At 68.4% G+C, this 17,083-nt stretch carries 14 protein-coding genes; 3 read left to right on the forward strand and 11 right to left on the reverse strand.

Annotated elements, in window-relative coordinates; genetic code table 11:
* Positions 1 to 115 precede the first annotated feature (115 nt).
* A complete protein-coding gene (locus JOD54_RS30760; RefSeq protein WP_204455442.1) occupies positions 116 to 391 on the forward strand; it encodes a hypothetical protein in 276 nt (91 codons plus the stop codon).
* A 126-nt stretch (positions 392 to 517) separates the two neighbouring features.
* Here JOD54_RS30760 and JOD54_RS30765 read toward each other — a convergent pair whose 3' ends face one another.
* Positions 518 to 1,387, reverse strand: coding sequence for a hypothetical protein (locus JOD54_RS30765; RefSeq protein WP_204455443.1), 870 nt, complete (start codon positions 1,385 to 1,387; stop codon positions 518 to 520).
* 81 nt (positions 1,388 to 1,468) lie between these two features.
* Positions 1,469 to 2,047 carry a vWA domain-containing protein gene (locus JOD54_RS30770; RefSeq protein ID WP_204455444.1) on the reverse strand — a complete coding sequence of 193 codons (579 nt, stop codon included), beginning with the start codon at positions 2,045 to 2,047 and terminating at the stop codon, positions 1,469 to 1,471.
* A 193-nt stretch (positions 2,048 to 2,240) separates the two neighbouring features.
* Here JOD54_RS30770 and JOD54_RS30775 point away from each other — a divergent pair, with 193 nt between their 5' ends.
* Complete coding sequence (locus JOD54_RS30775) at positions 2,241 to 5,162, forward strand: AfsR/SARP family transcriptional regulator (protein ID WP_307860419.1); 2,922 nt, start codon at positions 2,241 to 2,243, stop codon at positions 5,160 to 5,162.
* A 37-nt stretch (positions 5,163 to 5,199) separates the two neighbouring features.
* Here JOD54_RS30775 and JOD54_RS30780 read toward each other — a convergent pair whose 3' ends face one another.
* Positions 5,200 to 6,399 (reverse strand): helix-turn-helix domain-containing protein, encoded by a 1,200-nt coding sequence (locus tag JOD54_RS30780; RefSeq protein WP_204455446.1) that lies wholly within the window; start codon positions 6,397 to 6,399, stop codon positions 5,200 to 5,202.
* A gap of 105 nt (positions 6,400 to 6,504) precedes the next feature.
* On the reverse strand, positions 6,505 to 6,681 hold the full coding sequence (locus tag JOD54_RS30785; RefSeq protein WP_204455447.1) for a hypothetical protein: 177 nt from the start codon (positions 6,679 to 6,681) through the stop codon (positions 6,505 to 6,507).
* A gap of 232 nt (positions 6,682 to 6,913) precedes the next feature.
* On the opposite strand from JOD54_RS30785, the gene JOD54_RS30790 reads away from it, so the two are divergent.
* Positions 6,914 to 7,867 carry a hypothetical protein gene (locus JOD54_RS30790; protein WP_307860420.1) on the forward strand — a complete coding sequence of 318 codons (954 nt, stop codon included), beginning with the start codon at positions 6,914 to 6,916 and terminating at the stop codon, positions 7,865 to 7,867.
* 60 nt (positions 7,868 to 7,927) lie between these two features.
* Here JOD54_RS30790 and JOD54_RS30795 read toward each other — a convergent pair whose 3' ends face one another.
* The 7 genes from JOD54_RS30795 to JOD54_RS30825 form a co-directional block, all read right to left on the reverse strand.
* Positions 7,928 to 11,053 (reverse strand): ATP-binding protein, encoded by a 3,126-nt coding sequence (locus JOD54_RS30795; RefSeq protein WP_204455448.1) that lies wholly within the window; start codon positions 11,051 to 11,053, stop codon positions 7,928 to 7,930.
* On the reverse strand, positions 11,050 to 11,745 hold the full coding sequence (locus JOD54_RS30800; RefSeq protein WP_204455449.1) for a hypothetical protein: 696 nt from the start codon (positions 11,743 to 11,745) through the stop codon (positions 11,050 to 11,052). Before JOD54_RS30800 ends, JOD54_RS30795 begins: the two co-directional genes overlap by 4 nt.
* Positions 11,746 to 11,756: 11 nt before the next feature.
* On the reverse strand, positions 11,757 to 13,406 hold the full coding sequence (locus JOD54_RS30805; RefSeq protein ID WP_204455450.1) for a tyrosine-protein kinase family protein: 1,650 nt from the start codon (positions 13,404 to 13,406) through the stop codon (positions 11,757 to 11,759).
* The gene (locus JOD54_RS30810) at positions 13,403 to 14,068 is read right to left on the reverse strand and encodes a toll/interleukin-1 receptor domain-containing protein (protein WP_204455451.1); all 666 of its coding nucleotides are present in this window, start codon (positions 14,066 to 14,068) and stop codon (positions 13,403 to 13,405) included. The genes JOD54_RS30805 and JOD54_RS30810 overlap by 4 nt, the downstream gene beginning before the upstream one ends.
* A 312-nt stretch (positions 14,069 to 14,380) precedes the next feature.
* Positions 14,381 to 14,980: a hypothetical protein gene (locus tag JOD54_RS30815; protein ID WP_307860421.1), complete on the reverse strand. Its 600-nt coding sequence runs from the start codon at positions 14,978 to 14,980 to the stop codon at positions 14,381 to 14,383.
* A gap of 11 nt (positions 14,981 to 14,991) precedes the next feature.
* Entirely contained in the window at positions 14,992 to 15,639 is a 648-nt protein-coding gene (locus tag JOD54_RS35855; protein ID WP_204456874.1) for a very short patch repair endonuclease, read from the reverse strand.
* A gap of 95 nt (positions 15,640 to 15,734) precedes the next feature.
* Positions 15,735 to 17,009: a DNA cytosine methyltransferase gene (locus JOD54_RS30825; RefSeq protein ID WP_204455452.1), complete on the reverse strand. Its 1,275-nt coding sequence runs from the start codon at positions 17,007 to 17,009 to the stop codon at positions 15,735 to 15,737.
* Positions 17,010 to 17,083: the final 74 nt, after the last annotated feature.

Here is a 17,083-nt window from a genome sequence, read left to right on the forward strand (position 1 = left end):
CCACCTGGTGCACGACAGGTGATGGCGGGCGAGCGGACCTGGAACTCCGGCCGTTTCCCGCGTGTACTTCTTCCACCGGACTCCTCAATCCCGTATCCCCCCGGAGGCAGACACGATGCGCAGGACAACCGCGCTGGCTGGCGCACTGCTGATCGCGGCAGGAACCCTGGTAGCCACCACCACGACAGCGAGCGCCCACGAGTTCTGGGGCCGCTACCACATCGGCGTTTACCACAACCGAGCCGAATGCGACGCCGACTCCGACAACCTGCACAGACCCCCCTACATGTACACCGACAACTGCTACTGGTGGGACCAAGACCCCGGCGACTTCGGCAGCCGCAACGACGGCCCCGGCTGGTACTTCTACGTCCGCGAGGACATCCACTGACGCCACGGTGCTCGCCCGCCCCGGGTGAGCACCAAGCAGCATCCACCCTCGGCCGAGTCAGGCCGAGGGTGGATAACGTCTCCCTTGACTTGCCTCCCTCAAACGAGCCCCAGGTACGCCAGCGGGCTAGTGGGACCACTGCACGCCTCGCGGCGAGGCCGCCGCGAGGTCGGTTTGGCGAAGATGGATTTCCCCGGCATCGTCGATCCGCAATGGTGTCGTGCTGAACGCCCCCGATCCGTCTCGGGACAACCCGCGGATCGCCCACACTTCTCTGGGGGTGGCGGACTGCGCGAACCGCACACGCAGGTCCAGCACGGTGTACGAGTGCTCCGGAACAAGGATCAGCGCGGAAGGCGCGGTGGCGAGCTGTCCGTGGATCGCGAAGGCGTGCGAGGTACCTCTGGAGAGCGGCGCGGGTAGCCGCAGGCGGTCTGGCGCGATGAGGGTACCGCCGTAGAGCACACGCGGCTCCTGGATCTGGCACGTGGTCGTGAAGTCGAGCTCGACGAGGTCGTCCTCGACAGCGGTGGTGCGGTGCAGTTCCAGCAGCTCGGGCCGGGAACGGTCGAGCGACAGCACAACGTGGAGCTCGGTGCTCGTCCGCACGGCCCGCGAACCGGATACGGGGGTGGCCTCCGCCAGTTCGGCGAGGTGGTCGATCGCCTCGTCCACCCGGCGGCGGATGGTGCGGGTGTCGCAGTTGTCCTCGTTCGCGACCCAGGAGACGCGGTCCTGGTACAACGCGTGCCGCGCCTCGGCCTTCAGTGCGAACGCGACGAGCGCCACCTCGGCGAGGTCGTCGGGCAGTCGGCGCGCCAACTCGGTGAGCCGAGCGGTCACCTTGCGCCGGATCGCCAGTTTGTCGTCACCGCTGACGATCTCGCAGGCCGCGCGCAGCGCGGGACCCACCCGGTCCTCGATACCGCTCGCGAGCACGCCCCGCCCCTTGCGCAGCGACTTCAGTTCGCGAACCAAGTTCACATGACCGATCATCTTCGTCTCCCTCGTGGACCGCTTCGCCCCGCGGAGCCTGCGCCCGCGGTGTGGACCAGAAGTGGACAGATGGTGGATGTCTCAGACGTGCTCGGGAGCGGCCCGCCGTGTGACCGATACGCTCAGGGCCGTCGCGACGCGGATGCCGTCCTGGCCGAGGAACACACCGGACACACCGATTCGGCCGAGGGTCCGCTGGTCGGCGGCTCCGATGCCGTAGGCGACCACTTGTGGACGAGTCGGCCACTTCGGGTCAGCGAGTGCGTTGTACGCCTTGGGCCACGCCGCCGGGTCTGTTGGCCTGCCGTCCGAGACGAAGAACACCACCGGCCTGCGCACGAGGAACCGCTCTGCCTTCAACGCCCGCACGTCGCGCTCGATGGTCTCGCGCACGAACGTGAACGCGAGTCCGAAGTTCGTACCCACCCTGGGGCGGGGCACGGTCAGGTCGGGGAGCTCCTCTATGGGCCGCAACGGGTGCAGCAGTCGGGGTATGCCCGCGAACCCGACAACGCCGACCCGCGTCCGTGCTGCGGCGTGTGCGTCGGCGCACACCGCGGTACGGAACTCCCGCAAGCCCAGGTTCAGGTCCCCTACGCGGTCGGCCATCGACGACGACAGGTCACAGACCACATAGCACGGCACGATCTCGGCGCGCATCAGTTCTCCTCCGTCCGGATCGGGTGATCGTCTCCGGCCCGTGTCGACCGAAAGTGGACGAAATGGGGACACCCTGATACCCGGACGGCCGATTGCGCGATGTGTTCAGCAGAGAACAAGCTCGCACGCGGGGAGGCGCGGAGTGGACTTTCGGATGTTTGGCCCGCTTGAGGCGTGGCACGAGGGCAAGCCTGTGCCCTTGGGAGACCAGCAGCAGCGGTTCTTCCTCGTGGTGCTGCTGCTGCACGCCAACCGGCCACTATCCCCCGAACGGCTGACAGAGATCATTTGGCCCAGCCTCCCGGAACGGGTCAACCTGGTGCGCGGCTACATCAGCAAGCTGCGCACGGCTTTCCGCGAGGCTGACGACGTCGACATCGAGAAGACCCCGACCGGGTACGCGTTGCGGGTCACCGACGACCAGGTCGACACGACCAGGTTCTACCGGTTGCGCGAGGCAGCACGTGGCGCCGCCGATCGCGCCGAGGCGATCGACTTCTTGCGCGAGGCGGTCGCCCTGCGCCGCGGTCGGTTCCTCGAGGACATCGATATCGACCGGGTCGGCGGGCCTGACGTCGTCTTCTCCGAGGACGCGTTCCACGACGCGGTCGGTGATCTGGCCCAACTGGAACTCGACGCGGGCGACCACAGGTCCGCGCGGGACCGGTTGCGCGACGCGGTGCGGATGGACCCGGTCCGGGAGCGGTACGCCGCGCTGCTGATGCGGGCTCTACTCGCCGACGACGACCACCTGGCCGCGTGGCGGGTCTTCACCGAGACCGAGGCCGCGCTCGCTGAGATCGACCAACTCCCGGGCCCGGTGCTGCGCAACCTCGCCGCCCTAACGGAACAAGGGGATCCGGTCAGCTCGCTGCCGCCGCGATCGAGGAGCTTCACAGGTCGGGAGGACGAGTTGGCGGCGATCGAGGACGCCGCCGCAGCAGACAGTGGCGTGGTCTGGTTGAGCGGTGCGCCGGGCGTCGGCAAGAGCGCTCTTGCCGTCGAGGCCGCGCACCGGATGCGCGACCGCTTCCCACAAGGGCAGCTCTTGGTCCGGCTCAACGGGCACACGCCGAACGTGCGCACGACGACAACCGAGGACGCGCTGGCCCAACTGCTGGTGGAGATGGGCATGCCCGCCGAGCAGGTGCCCGCGACCGCTGGGCGGAAGTACTCGCTGTACCAATCGATGCTGCACAACACCAAGCGGCTCGTCGTGCTGGACAACGCGGAGTCCGCCGAGCACGTCCAACCCCTGCTGCCCCAAGCTCCCGGCTGCTTCGCCATCGTGACCAGCAGGCGGATGGGCGGTGCGGACACCGGCGAGCACATCCGGCTTGCCCCGCTGCCCGCGGGCGCGGCTGTCGAGCTCTTCCGGGCTGTGGTCGGATCGCGGCGGGTACCGGGCGTCCCCGACGAGCTCGCCGCCGTGGTCAAGCGCTGCGGCCACCTGCCGATGTCGATACTCGTCGTCGCCGCGCTGTTCCGCAGGCACATCAGTTGGCCGTTGCACCACCTGCTCGACCTGTTGGAGGAGAGCGGCCCGTGGCGCAGCGACGGTGATGACCTCGCGGCCGCGCTGCGGATGTCGTACCAGCTGCTCGACGCCTCGCGGCAGCGCATGTTCCGGCTGTTCGGACACCTACCGGGGCCAGAACTGGACGTGCAGGGTGCCGCTGCGCTGGCGGGTTGCGACGTGGCGACCGCCCGCGCCACGTTGGACTACCTGCACGAGGTCTGCCTGATCGAGGAAGTTGCGACCGAGCGGTACCAGATGCTCGACCCGCTCAAGGAGTTCGCCGCTGCCGAGCACTCTCCCGACACCGCCGACGAGGCGGCCACCGGGATGACGCCCACCGAGGCTGAGGCTGCCCTGCTGCGGCTGCTCGACTTCTACCTCGTCGCGCTGACCTCGGCCGTCAGCACGGCTTATCCGTTCGACCGGCACCTGCAACCGACCTCGCACCGCGCCTGCGCTGCCGCGCCCACCTTCACCGATCCGCGCGCCGCACTGCGCTGGGTCGAGGACGAGCAGGGCAACCTGGTCGCCGCCATCGGTCACGCCGCGGACAACGGCAGGCCGGGACACGCCTGGCGGATGGCTGTGCTCATGTGGCGCTACTTCCACACCACCAGCCAGGTCGAGGACTGGATCTCGACCATGGGCCGGGCCAAGGAGATCGTGTTCGACGAACCGGACTACTACGGTCAGGCGCACGTGTTGCTCAGGATGGCCACCGCGTACAACCGGCTCGGCAGGCTGACCGAGGCACGGGCGCTCGCTCAGCAGGCACTGCCCCGGTGGCGACGGCTCGGTGATGCCCGCGGCGAGGCGGCAACGCTCTGCGCTCTGGCGATCCCGATCGCGGAACTCGGTGAGCACGACTTGGCGGTCGAGCACTTCACCAGCGCGCTGGCCAAGTACGAGCAGTGTGCCGACCTGCGTGGTCAAGGGCACGCGTTGAGCATGCTGGGCCACTTCAGCGAGCTGCGTGGCGATCTCGACCTGGCCCTCCGGCAGAACGAGGCCGCTGTTCCCCTGCTGCACGCGGTCGGCCACGCGCAGGGGCTGGCGCACGCGCTGAACAACCTGGGCTCGGTCCAGCTACAGCTCGGCTTGGCCGAAGAAGCGCTGGACAACCACGTCGAGGCGTACGAGAGCGCGCTGGAAGCCGGGGACCCCTGTACGCAGGCCTATGCGTTGAACTACATCGGCAACGTGCACCGCGTACAGGGCCGGTTCGCTGAGGCCGCACACCACCAGATTCGAGCGCGGGCCGTCGCGGAGGGGACCATCGATGCCGACCTGCACGCCCGGCTCCTCTGCGACCGTGGCGAGACCGCGCTGGCCATGGGCGAGATCACCGAAGCCCGTGCCTCCTACGAGGCGGCATTGGACCTCGTGGGGGGCGACGGTGACCGGATCCACCAGGCACGCGCGCACTACGGTCTCGCCCGTGCTCTGCACGATGCGGGCAAGCACGAAGCAGCCTCACCGCAGTGGAGGCTGGCCGAAACCGGGTTCACCGCACTCGGACAACCGGAAGCCGCGGTCGTCCGAGCACAGCTGGAAGCACTCGACTGCCCTTGTCAACGGCCGGGCGGATCGCGATGAGCGCACGCCGCGATCCGCCGAGGCTTACGGCGGTGCTTCAGACCTGGTGCAGAACGCGGTTCAGCCCCGGGTAGACCTGCCGGACCGCGCGGTGGTTGCGCCAGCGACTCAGTGTCCTCGCCACCTCCCGCAGGTCCATGCGCACGGTCGCCGAGTCGACGTGCGCCGCGTCGTCGAGGACCTCGAACAGGGTCACGCAGCTCTGGTCCACCTCCCCCGACAAGGCGTGGGCGAGGGAACGCCGGACCCCGAATCGAGCTCGCGAGCGGCGCGACCCGATCGGTATCAGCGTCACCGCCCGATCGAGCAAGGCAGCTGACTCGGCGGCTCTGCCGAGGTCGCACAGCGACCACCCCCTGGCCAGCTCCACCGGTTCTGGCGCGGTCGTGCCGAGGACCGGGTACGCCCGAACGTCCGCGGTGGCCGCCTCGATCAGCGCCGCGGCTCGGTCAGACGCGCGTTCGTAGGCGCCGAGATCACCCGCGAGGGCGTGGCCCTGTGCTTCTCGGCGCGCGGCCATCGCGAGGGTGCGCCTGCTGGGCGTGCCGATTTGCTGGGCCTGCCGGGCCAGGTCGATCGTGCGGATCGGGTCGTGGCGGTAGAGGGCCAGGCCCGCTTCACGGACCAGCGCATAGCTCGCTATCTCGTGATCGCCCCCCGCGCGAGCCAGCTCAGCGGCGTGCCTGGTCCACCACAGCGCTCCCTGGTCGTCCCCGGACTCCTGGTACATCCAGCCCGTGTACTCGGCCATCCGCGCCGCGAGCAGCAGCAGACTCGCTCTAGTCGGCTCGGGGTTCTCGGCGGCGAGCGCGTGCACGGTGCGCACGTGCGCGACGAGGGGCTCCAGCACCATCGCCGGGCTCGCCTGCGCGCCGAGAACCCGCAGGTGTTCGAAGGAGGTCCGCATGCCCTCGATGACCCGGTCCTCGAGAGTGGGTCGGGGGCCACCCACGAGTGCCAGACCGAGGACCGTGCCCGCGGTCAGCACCTGCCTGCGGTCCAGGGTCAGGTTCTCGGCATGCCGGTCACGGTCCGCGCGGGCGGCCGCGATCAGCTCCCCGCCCGCGCCGAGTGCGGCGTCGCAGAGCTTGGCCAGGGTCTCGGTCGGTGCCCTGAGCCCCCTCTGGACCCTGCTCAGGTAGCCCTTGCTGTAGTTGACCCGCTTGGCCAGGGCTCCGATCGACAACTCAGCCGCGACGCGGTGGTGGTGCAACCGCTCAGCGAATGATTCAGCCACTGTGCCTCCCATTTCGGCCATCTTGAGTACAACACCCCTGTTGTGTGGAGCGCAATTGCCCACCAGCTTTCCGACGCGAGCCGGTGGGCAATTCGCCGGTCGTACTCAGCCGTGCCAGGGGTTGCCCTCTGTCGTGATCGTGGTCGTCGTGGTCGGCGGGTTCTTCGGCTCCTCGTCGGACAAGCTGGTCGAACCAGCTGTGACCTGCACACCCGTCGCGAGGACGAACGCGACCGGGATCGCGCACAGCGAGGTGACGAAAGTGGACATGGTTTTGGACATGGCGAATCCTCCAGGTGAAGGTGTGGGAGTGGTTTTCGGATGTCCCGATCCCCATCACAAGGATTCAGCGCGGCGCACACCGACAACAAGGTGTTGCCCGTTGCCAACACCGGTGGGCACCGGTCCACCAGGGCATCCACGAATGGTCCACCGCTGGTCAACGACCTCCGTCGATGCTGCGGCAGTCCAGGACACCGGCCCGCCGGAGGCGGGCGAGCACAGAGGAGATCGAGTGACTGACCCAGCCACTGACGACGACACCACGCACGACAGCGTCGACGGGCCCGCGAAGACGAGTTCCGAGCAGGACTACGACCTCGCGATCTCCTTCGCCGAGGAGCAGCGGAACGCCGCCGACGAACTGGTGCGGGCGTGCGAGCAGCGCGGCCTGATCGTGCTGCACGGACCCGAGCACACCCACGACTGGTGGGCCCGCAAGGAAGGCGGCGACCTGCCCGAGGCGCGGGTCCGGTACTTCGTGCCCCTGGTCTCCTCGATCGACGAGTTCACCGAGGCGGCTCTGCGCGCGGTCAAGGCAGGTGACGAGCACGTTCTTCCCGCACTGGTCGGCGACGTCTCGGTGCCTGCCGACCTGATCCACCCGCACGTGACCTACGTGCGCGCCGACACCGACCGGCCGGAGCGGTTCGTCGACGCGTTGGCCACCAGGGTCGAGCTCGCCGAGACCTCGGGTATCGGTCGGGCGCTGGTAGCCGACATCGTCAGCCGGACCAAGGCGCGCGCCGAGGTCTCAGGGACTCCGGTCTCCTTCAGCCGCTACGCCGAACAGGACGCCGTTCTGCGGTACCTGGGCGAGCAGTTCGTCGCCGCCATGCCCGGCCTGGACGTGACCCGGTTCACCGGCACGGTGCACATCGGCGACTCCCGGATCGCCGTCCGGGTCGAGCAGGCGGGCGACACCGTGTACGCCCTGGACATCCTGCGGGGCGGCATCGGCGGCGACGAGACGGTGAACTTCGTCGTCGGCAGGCACGACGCGGGTAGCGCGTGCAGCAACGGGTGGGCGCGCCCGGTGTATGACGCGAAGGCGGGTGCCCTGCTCGAACTGCGGGACCTGTCGCTGCTCGGTGGTGGCTCAGCCACTCGGATCTACCGCAAGGACGAACTGTTCGCCGCGCTGTGGAAGCGGGTCAATGCGGTGCTCACCGCCACGGCCACGCGATAACGACGCTGAACGGGACGTGCCCCGCACCTGTGAGGTGCGGGGCACGTCCCGTTCAGCTGGTCACTCCTCATCGGCGACGCCATTGCCACCGTTGTCGTCGGGGTTGTCGTTGTCGTCGTCCCGGGCGCGGTCGAGCACCTCCTCCAGCCGCAGCGGGCTCGGTGGGTGGTGGCTCAGGCACAGCGGTGTCCGCATCCGGCGGAGCCCGATCCCGTCCCCGGTCACGTAGAACTCGCCCCTGTCCAGCTTCGCGATGTCGGCGACGGTGCTGCCCTTCGCCCTGGCGATCTCGTTCGCCGCGGCGATCTGCGTCGCGTTGTTCAACCTGCCGAGGAACTGGGTCGTGGCGTTGCCGGTGACCTGGTTGTGCACGCCCTTGGGGGCCTGGGTGGCCAGCACGAGGCCCAGCCCGTACTTGCGCGCCTGGGAAGCGAGCAGGATGGTGCTCTGCGTGCTGGCCGTGGTGCTCCCCGACGGGGCGATCGTCTGCGCCTCGTCCATCACCAGGAGCCCGCCCAGCGGCCGGTCCCCGGCGGGGTTGCGCTTGAGCCAGGAGAAGATCTCCAACTGGAGCTGGCTGACGAAGCCCTGCCGCTGCTCCTCGGACGGCAAGCCGATGAAGCTGATCACCGACAGCCGTGCTCGGTATCCCGGGGATGGGGTCAGCAGTACCCCCGGGTCGGTCGGCGCGCCCGCACCGCCGAGCAGCGGGTCGTTCACCATCGCGGCCCGCAGCGTCTCGGCCAGGTCGGCCGCGGTCGCCGCGCCGGTCCTCAGCTTGCTGACGCCCTCTGGGAGTTCGGCGAGCAGCTCGACGAACTCCGCCAGTTCGCGTTTGCCGGTGCGCGCATGGTGCCGCAAGGCTTCACGCAGCACCGCTTTCCCGCGCTCAGCGGACTTGGTCCTCCCGTCGACCTTGGCGCGCGGCACCAACCGCGCCACCGCGGCCTCCAACGCCGCGGTGAACTCGTCGGTATCAGTGCTGACCTCTGCGAAGTCCGGCAGCGGGTGGAAGCTGAGCGGTCGACCGCTCTCCCTACCCGGGGTCCACACCACGACCTCGGTGTTGGCGAGGTAGTCGGCGGCGGTGTCGGCATCGCCGGGGCGCCAGCCATCGGGTGCGTCCGGCCAGGCGTCGCCGAATCGCGCCAGGTCGTTGTTGGGGTCCAGCACGATGGCCGACACCCCGCGTAGCGCGCACTCCTCGACGATGCGCCGCAGCAGCACGGTCTTCCCGCTCCCACTGCCCGCGATGATCATCACGTGCTTGCGCAGCGACTCCAGCTCGATCAGGATCTCACCGCCCGTACCGAGCGCGATCTCCTCCGGTCGGGGAGGCCGCTGCCCGGCGGGCGGGGGCCGGGTCTCCTGGTGACCTGCGGGGGACTTGGTCGAGGTGGGCAGGATCTCCCGCAGGAACGTGTTGGTGCTCGCGGGTTTGCGCGCGGCCAACCAGGTCAGCAGCCGGTGGGACCGCTGGGGCAGCATCGACTTGAGCGCGCTGAACGTGCGCAGGTCGTCGTCGGTGATCTCGATCCGCTTGCCGCCCACGCCGACGATGGCGGCGACCTCGTGCCTGGTGACGGCCCCGGCCCACCCCTGCGTTCCGTTGCCGAGCATCACCAAGAACCGGTTGGCCACCCCCGGCTGGACCCCGGCCGCGGACCGGGCAGAACGCAGGCGCTTGAGCACCCCGTTGCCGTGCCCGCTGGCGATCAGCCGGAACGACCAGCGCTGCGTGACGTCGAGCTGCTCGTCGGTGATCCGGTGCAGGGTGGCGTGGACTTCGTCACCACCGGGCAGGATCTCGCTCGACCACCGCATGTCGTCGTTGCCGACCTCGATGATCCACGACTGCAGTCCCGCGTGGAGCAGCTCGGGCATCAGGGCGTCCTCGTTGTGCTGCTTCAACGCGGCCGCGGAGATGTCGGCCTCGCGGCGCAGCCGCTCGTACTGCGCGTCGAGCTCGGTGAAGTAGTCGAGGGTGGGGACCACCTGCTCGGCCACCGCTGCCTGCTGCTTCTCGTCGAAATCGGCCAGTTCCCGGATCTCACCGTGCAGGCACGACTCGGCGTGCGCGTGGACGCGCATCAGCAGCTGCCTGGGGGTGTAGGCACCCCACGACTCATCACCGAACGCGCTGGGGGCGACCGGCCACGTCGGGTGCGGCGGGACGAACCCGACGCCCTGGTAGACCACTCCGAGCCAACGCTGGACGAACACCCGCCCGATGCGCGGGTCGGTGATGGATCCCAGGATCGGGATCTCGGTGAACCGGTCGCCGAACGAGTCGCTGGCGGCCGAGTGCAGCATCTTCCAGGTGTTGGGCAGACAGGCCACAATGGACAGGGTGCGCCGCGTGGTCTCCCGCAGCTGCATCATCCCGTCGGCGAGCAGGGCGAGCTGCAAGCCCAGTTCGGCGTCGGTCACACGCTCACCGGTGGCATCCTGGGCCATGTTGACCAGCGTGTCCAGTTGGTCGATGGCGACCACGCACGGGCCGGTGAGCGCCAGGACCCGCGAGATGTCCCGCACCAGCTGCCGTGCCGGGGTGTTCGGGTTGGGCAATCCCCAGTTGCCGAACTCGGTGCTGGCCGACCCGGTCAGGTACGCCCAACCGATGTCAGCGTGCTCCGAGGCGTACAGCACCAGCGCGCGGATCGTGTCACCACACTCGACCGCGATCCTGGGGTCCACTTTGCGCAGACAGGCGATGAAGTCCTTGAGGTGTCCCGGCTTCAGCGGCGCGTCTCCGACGACCGCGCTCGCCACCTCGTCGGGGACCTCGGCCACCGCGCAGGCCTGCCGCAGGAACCGGCTGATCTGCGTCTGGCGGTCGTCACCTCCCCGGTGCAGCTCGGAGCGCATCGCGCTCGCCACGTCGTCCCAGAACGTCGTTCCCGTGTTGAGCTCGACCAGGAAGAAGTAGCCCTCCACCGCTTGCACCATGTTCCGGACCGAGCCGAGCAGGTGCGTTTTGCCGACACCCTTTCGACCCTGCAACACCAGCCCGATCGGACTGGGACCGGTGCTCGCCTTGGCATCGCGGAGACTGGCCCCGATCCGGTCCCGCGCTTTGAGGTGCAGGTCCTCCACATGGGACGGCGAGGTGTGCCAGACGTCGTCCGGGGTCTCGGCCGAGTTGAAGCGGAGCGCGGCCAGCGCCTCGCGCAGTTCCTCGCTCATGACTCGTCGACCGCCATCAAGTGGTTGTCCTCGCCGCCGATCCGGATGGCGGCCGCGTGGTCGGCCTCCGTGAGCACCTTGCGGTTGGAGTCGGGGGCCAGGTGGGTCCCGCCCGCCCGCACCATCGCCAGCAGCACCTCATCCACCTCGGACTTGCCCGCGCCGTTGAGCTCGGGGCGGAGCTTGGCCAGGCGGACCCAGTCCTGCGGCTTGACTGAGAGCTCCTCGTACACCCTGCGGATCAGCGACTCCAACTCGGCCGACTCCAACTCGGCCGGGCGCGGTTCGGTCGGGCGCAACTCAGCCGGGTGCACCTCGGTCAAGTGCGTCTCGGGCAGGTGTGCAGCGGCCGGGTGCAGGAAGCCGAGGATGGAGTGCTGCTGGAGCAAGCGCTCGATCACGGTCCTGGCGAACACGAACACGACCCGGGCCAGGCCACCCGCCTTCGCGGTCGGCTCGATGTGCGCCATCTCCCGCTCGCACCAGGCGATGCCCGCCGCGGTGATCTGGTGCACGAACGGGGTGCTCGTGGTGTGGCTGACCAACAGCCCGTCCCGGTTCAGCCGCTCGCGACCGGCCTTGTCGAGCGTCACGCCGTGCCGCGCCTTGAGCTCGGTGTTGGTGATCTCCTCGTTGGCGAGCACGAGGGCTATCAGCGTGGCCTGTTCGTTGGCCCCGTACTTCTTCGGCATGGTGCCGCCTCTCATTCGGTGAAGGCTTGGCCGCGGCGGTCGATCCGGTCCAGGAGCGCGTCGATCCCGGCGCGCAGGTGCACGGGTATCGCGACCCGCTCGCCATCCGTGCGGGTCTTGCCCAGTAGTTCCAAGTCGGTGGCGAGGTCACGCATCAGGGACAGCTCGTCGCGGTCCAGTGCGGCTGCCATGTCGTGCACGACCTGCTCGATGAGCACGAAGCGGGCCGCGTAGGGCATCTCGTCCGGCAGCGCGCGGAGAACCGCCGCCACTTGGCGGAGGACTTCTCGGTCCGGGGTCTCCGCCGGGCTCGGCCTACCGGTGATCAGGTCGTGCAGCTCGCGGGCCACATCGATCGGCCGTGTGCGCGGTGCCAGTTCCAGCGGTCGCAGGTTGCGCAGGAACCCCGGCAACTGCGCCCGATCCGTACCGTGGGTCAACACGCAGAACAACTGCCGTTGGTCGCCGTCGGGGTCGAGCGCGTGCCTCAGGAACCGTTCCGCCTCCGTGGTCTGCCACCGGCTCACCTCGCCGTCGACCATCAGGCACAGGTGCTTGGCGGGCTCCCGCGGGTGGTCCAGGAACTCGACGTTGGCCGACAGCGATCGGTCAGCGCGCAAGCCGAGCGCACGCAGCTCTTCGATCAGCTCGGTCGCCGCCACCTGGGCCGAGCGCGGGCTGGACACCAGCAGGTCGAGGTCGAACTCCCGACGCCGAGACCTGGCCGCGGCCACATAAGCGTCCCTGTTGTCGGCCAGCAGGTCCGTGCGGTCGAACTGCTGGCCGATCACCGCCGCCACCGTTTCCAGAGCGTACGAGATCTGATCGGGGGACGGTACCTGCTCCGACCGCACCGGGAGCTGCTCGCCGAAGCTCCAGTAGGAGACGTACGGGACCGTGAGGTGCCGCAACATCAGTTCTTCCGACACGCTCTTGGCCAGCCAGTTGCCGAACAGCGGCGCCACGGCTTCGGTGCACCTGCGGTGCCACTCCTCGGCCTGCTGGTACTCGACCCGGCCGTCGAACCTCGAGAGGACAGGCAGCACCATGTGCGGGGGGCGGTCGTAGGGCAGCCTGTCCCTGGCGATGTCAGCGCGTTGCGCGACGTCGACGACGTCCATCAGGTTCTGGTCGTTCGCGGTGAAGACGACCACGAGCCGATCCGGCAGGTGCGCTGTGCAGATGCCCGCCGTGTCGGAGATCCCGGTCCGGCTGTCGATCAGCACGAAGTCGTAGTTGTCGGTCCACTCTTCCCGGCACCGCTCCAGGAAGGTCGCGAAACCCTGTGCGTAGAGGTCGGCCCAGTCGATCCGCTGCATGCGGCTGTGGTAGGTGGGGTGCGTGCGGCGGGGGTTGGCGGGATCCAGCCCGCCCGCTGCCAACAGGTCGAGGGTGCCCTCGCCGATGTCGATCGGGACGATGTGCTTGCCGGGTGCCTTCGCGCCGCTGAGGAAGTCGTTGGCCAGGTCGATCACACCGCTGTCGGGAGGCGTGGACAGGGAAGGGCCGAAGTAGTGGTGCAGCCCAGGCGCCTCGAGGTCCCAGTCCACGACCAGCACTTTGCGACCCCACCGCGCCAGCAGCACGGCGACGTTGGACAGCGTTGAACTCCGCCCGACCCCACCCTTGTAGGAGTAGAAGGTGATGACGGTGCCGGTCATCTCTGCGCCACCTCCTCGGGACCGTCGAGATCAGCGGACGGCGGTCGCCCAGTGCGTTGCGCCGGATCACCGAACCTGGGGATCAGCGGAGGAGGCATGAGCACGGGGTCGGGGGTGACAACGAGTGGCCAGTCGGGCTCCCACTCCGGAACCTGTTCGAGCACCTTCGCCAGGTCGGAGGCGAACTCCGCTACCCGGTCGTGGAAGCGGTGGAAGTCGCGAGTCATCTGGAACACCGGATCCGGGTTGGACACGTCCTTGAAGTTCCACCAGGAGAACTCGCGGGCCTCGGGTGGGAAGTTGTCGGAGTCCGAGTACAGCACCGGGTAGATCAGCCCTTGGGGGATGCGGCCCCCGCCGATTCCGAGCATCTTCTGCCGCGCCCGCATGCTGTGGAACTCCGCCATGCACCACGGAGACCGGAAGTACGGCGGGGTGAACAGCGGCACGATCATCTTGCTGTGCAGGAGGGCCTGCTGGAGATCGGAAGGCCAGTGTGCCCCTTTGGCGATGGACAACCGATCCATGTACACCCTGGGTGTATAGGACATCTCGCCGATGAGGCAGTCGAGCAAGCGTTCGTAAAAGTGGTTCAACAGCCACTTCTGCGCCATTCCCTTGCGGCTATAGCTGATGAACACGTCCCACTTGTAGCCGGTCACAGGCGAAATGGTAGGCAACGACCGCGACCCGGAAATAGACGTAGAACAGGACAGAAAAGCCGGACCGGCCAAAAACTGGACAACGTCACGCGACGACAGAATCACAAGGATGCCAACTGCATCCACGCCGCCCGCATAGGCCCGACGAACGCGCCAGTACCCACAACCCGGGGCCTGGAACATCATGCGCTAGCTTCGCTGCCGCCCCTCACGCCAACCGACCACCCGAAGCCATCCACGTCTTACAGAACTACGAGGCACCCAGAATGAAAAGGCTCACCCGGTGACGTGACCACAGGTTGAAGTCAAGACTCAGCCCTTGTCAATCAATCGGCGGGACACACGGATCAAGTCCACTCCACAGTGCGCCGCCACCTTGTCCTGAAATACTTCCTCGGTCGATTCCAACGACCTCCCTTCCCGCAAGGTAATCAAGATCAGCGGTCGCTCCGGCGCGCCAATAGCTACTCGGACGGCCGCCCACAGCAAGTCGCGGAACGTCTGCGGCTGCCCCCAGCACATGTATCGCCGAACAGTGCCGTCGGTGATGTCCATGTGCATCGGCTTCTCCGCCCGCGTCCCAGGCACTGTTCGCCACTCCGGCCCTATCGCCTCGCGGATCGTCTCACCGATGTCGGCAAGTCGTTTGACTGCGTAGGCGGCATAGGAGCCGACACCCTCAAGAGCGCGGGTGTATTCCTTCATCGGCCCATCCTTGAGCCACACGCGCATGCCCTCGGCTGTGTAGTGATCGGCGAGCTCGCCGCCGATCGCTGGATGGTCGACCCATAGCGAGTACTGCTCGGTCTTCTGCTGGTCTCCCAGTGACTCCCAGTCCAGGGCGTGCACCTGTCGGTACAGCTCCCGGCACACGGCCTCCCGCACGGCGCTAGGCAGTTTCGACTTCGACACGCACCCTCCTGCTACCCGCTGGCCTCCGCTGTTCGCTGGCGAACCACAGTTTCAACCTGGTGCGCTGTGACCGCCGGGTCGTCGTGCTCCCAAGCCCGGATCACCTTCCACCCCGCGGCTTCCAACACCGAGGTCGTATCCTCGTCGCGCGCGCGGTTGCCCTCGATCTTGTTCCGCCAGAAAGCGGAGTTCACGGACGCGGGTCTGTGGTGCTCAGGACAACCATGCCAGAAACAACCATCGACGAACACCGCGACCCGGGCCTTGGGGAAGACGACGTCGGCGGTCCGGCGCGAATCGGCGAGCGGCCTGGCGGAGACGCGATACCGCAGCCCGCGCCGGTGCAGGAGCGCGCGCAACGCCAGCTCGGGGGCGGTGTCGCGGCCCCGGTTTCCCCGCATTGATGCCCGTACTCCGGCGGATGAGGCCCAGGAGTTACTCGGGAGCTGTTCAGTAGTGACGAGACCCGACTCGCGCGCTTTGGTCCACCCCTCAGCGAGGTTGCGGGGCCGCGTCGCGTGCGACACCGGACCCAGCTCACGGGTATGGGCACGGCCGCCGTCGGACCACCGCAGCCTGGCGAGGACTTCTACGCCCGCCCGATCGGGCTTCAGGTCGACCGACGCGCGCGCGTAGCGGCCCGCGCCTAGGTCCACCATGCGTCGGTGTCTGCCGCCCGCAGCCCGGTCCTGCTCAGCGGTGGTGTCCGCGGCGGCACGGCCCGGTCGGGGCTTCCACGCACTGTCCGGGGCGGTCACCTCCCGTCCGTGATCTCGTCCAGGCACGTCGCCACCGCCTCGGCGAACACCTGCCCAAGCAGTACCGGCACCGCGTTGCCCAGCTGACGCATCTTCTCCCCGCGCGGGCCGGAGAGCCGCCACTCGTCGGGGAAGGTCATTACCCGGGCCGTCTCGCGAACAGTCATGTAGCGGTGCAGGTACCGATAGCCACTGGGATCCGTGTCGTCTTTCACCCGCTCGTCGGTGAGTAGCACAGACTCACCTCCGGGCACGCCGTGAACGCCTGCTTTGACTGTCTTGGCCGGGCGGTCCATGGTATTTGGGGTGTGCCCTGGGTAGATCCGCGCGTCCGGCCACCCCACGTGGTCGGTGAAGCCGCCCACGAAGTACTCCCGGCGATCGAGACGGTCCCACCTGACAGCAGGCAGCGGTCCCTCGTCACCAGTACCGACCAGAGCGTCACGCAGGGTGCGCCACGGCAGCAGGCCGTCGTCCTGGACGCGCTCCGGCAGCTTCGCCTCCACGCGGTCGCGAACGTGCTTGGGCACCTTGGGGTGCCGTTCCCAGTACCGCCCGTCACCAATCGACCTGTGTAGCGCCGCCTCGGAGTGCGTGGGCTTGACCAGGTCACGGAACCGCTCGAGGTCGACCCCGAGATCTGCCCGGAACGCGACTATGATCACCCGGCTCCGGACCTGCGGTACGCCGTAATCCGCTGCGTTGACCGGCGTCATGACGACGTCGTAGCGTCTCGTCGGGTCGATACCGGCCACGTCGGTCCCGCGCAGGACCGCGTCGTGGGCGTCCCAACTGGTCTCCGGGTCCCGTTCCAGGAACGGCAGGCCCAGTTCGCGGAGTATGTACTCGAAGTAGGGCTTGAACGAACTCCGGAGCAGACCTCGCACGTTTTCGCAGATCACGGCTTTCGGCTGGATCTCGCGGACGGCGCGGAACAGCTCGGGGAACATGTTGCGCCGGTCCTCGTCGCCCTTGGCCACACCGCCGAGGCTGAACGGCTGGCACGGCGGACCACCCGCGAGCACATCCACTTTGCCGCTCAGGTAGCCCAGGTCCAGTTCCTGCACGTCCCCGGCCACCAAGGGCCACGGCTGACCTGACTCCGGCACCCACTCGTCCTCGCCCCGCGGCTTGGCCCCGTTCGCTTCGAGGGTGTCACACGCGTGCCGGGCGTACTCGTTGAGCAATAGCGGCCGGAAGCCCGCGCGGTGCACGGCCATCGCCAACCCGCCACCCCCGGCGAACAGTTCCACCGAGGTACGGTCCGTCATCTCTTCTCCACAGGGGTCCGGGTGTCGGTGGAGCCTAACGCACTCCGTGCACAGTGCTTCGGACCGACACAGCC

This window comes from Actinokineospora baliensis (assembly GCF_016907695.1).
Classification (GTDB): Bacteria; Actinomycetota; Actinomycetes; order Mycobacteriales; family Pseudonocardiaceae; genus Actinokineospora; species Actinokineospora baliensis.

Coding starts and splice junctions, on each gene's coding strand:
- JOD54_RS30760 (WP_204455442.1), top strand. CDS start 116: ATGCGCAGGACAACCGCGCTGGCTGGCGCACTGCTGATCGCGGCAGGA.
- JOD54_RS30765 (WP_204455443.1), bottom strand. CDS start 1,387: ATGATCGGTCATGTGAACTTGGTTCGCGAACTGAAGTCGCTGCGCAAG.
- JOD54_RS30770 (WP_204455444.1), bottom strand. CDS start 2,047: ATGCGCGCCGAGATCGTGCCGTGCTATGTGGTCTGTGACCTGTCGTCG.
- JOD54_RS30785 (WP_204455447.1), bottom strand. CDS start 6,681: ATGTCCAAAACCATGTCCACTTTCGTCACCTCGCTGTGCGCGATCCCG.
- JOD54_RS30795 (WP_204455448.1), bottom strand. CDS start 11,053: ATGAGCGAGGAACTGCGCGAGGCGCTGGCCGCGCTCCGCTTCAACTCG.
- JOD54_RS30800 (WP_204455449.1), bottom strand. CDS start 11,745: ATGCCGAAGAAGTACGGGGCCAACGAACAGGCCACGCTGATAGCCCTC.
- JOD54_RS30805 (WP_204455450.1), bottom strand. CDS start 13,406: ATGACCGGCACCGTCATCACCTTCTACTCCTACAAGGGTGGGGTCGGG.
- JOD54_RS35855 (WP_204456874.1), bottom strand. CDS start 15,639: ATGGTGGACCTAGGCGCGGGCCGCTACGCGCGCGCGTCGGTCGACCTG.
- JOD54_RS30825 (WP_204455452.1), bottom strand. CDS start 17,009: ATGACGGACCGTACCTCGGTGGAACTGTTCGCCGGGGGTGGCGGGTTG.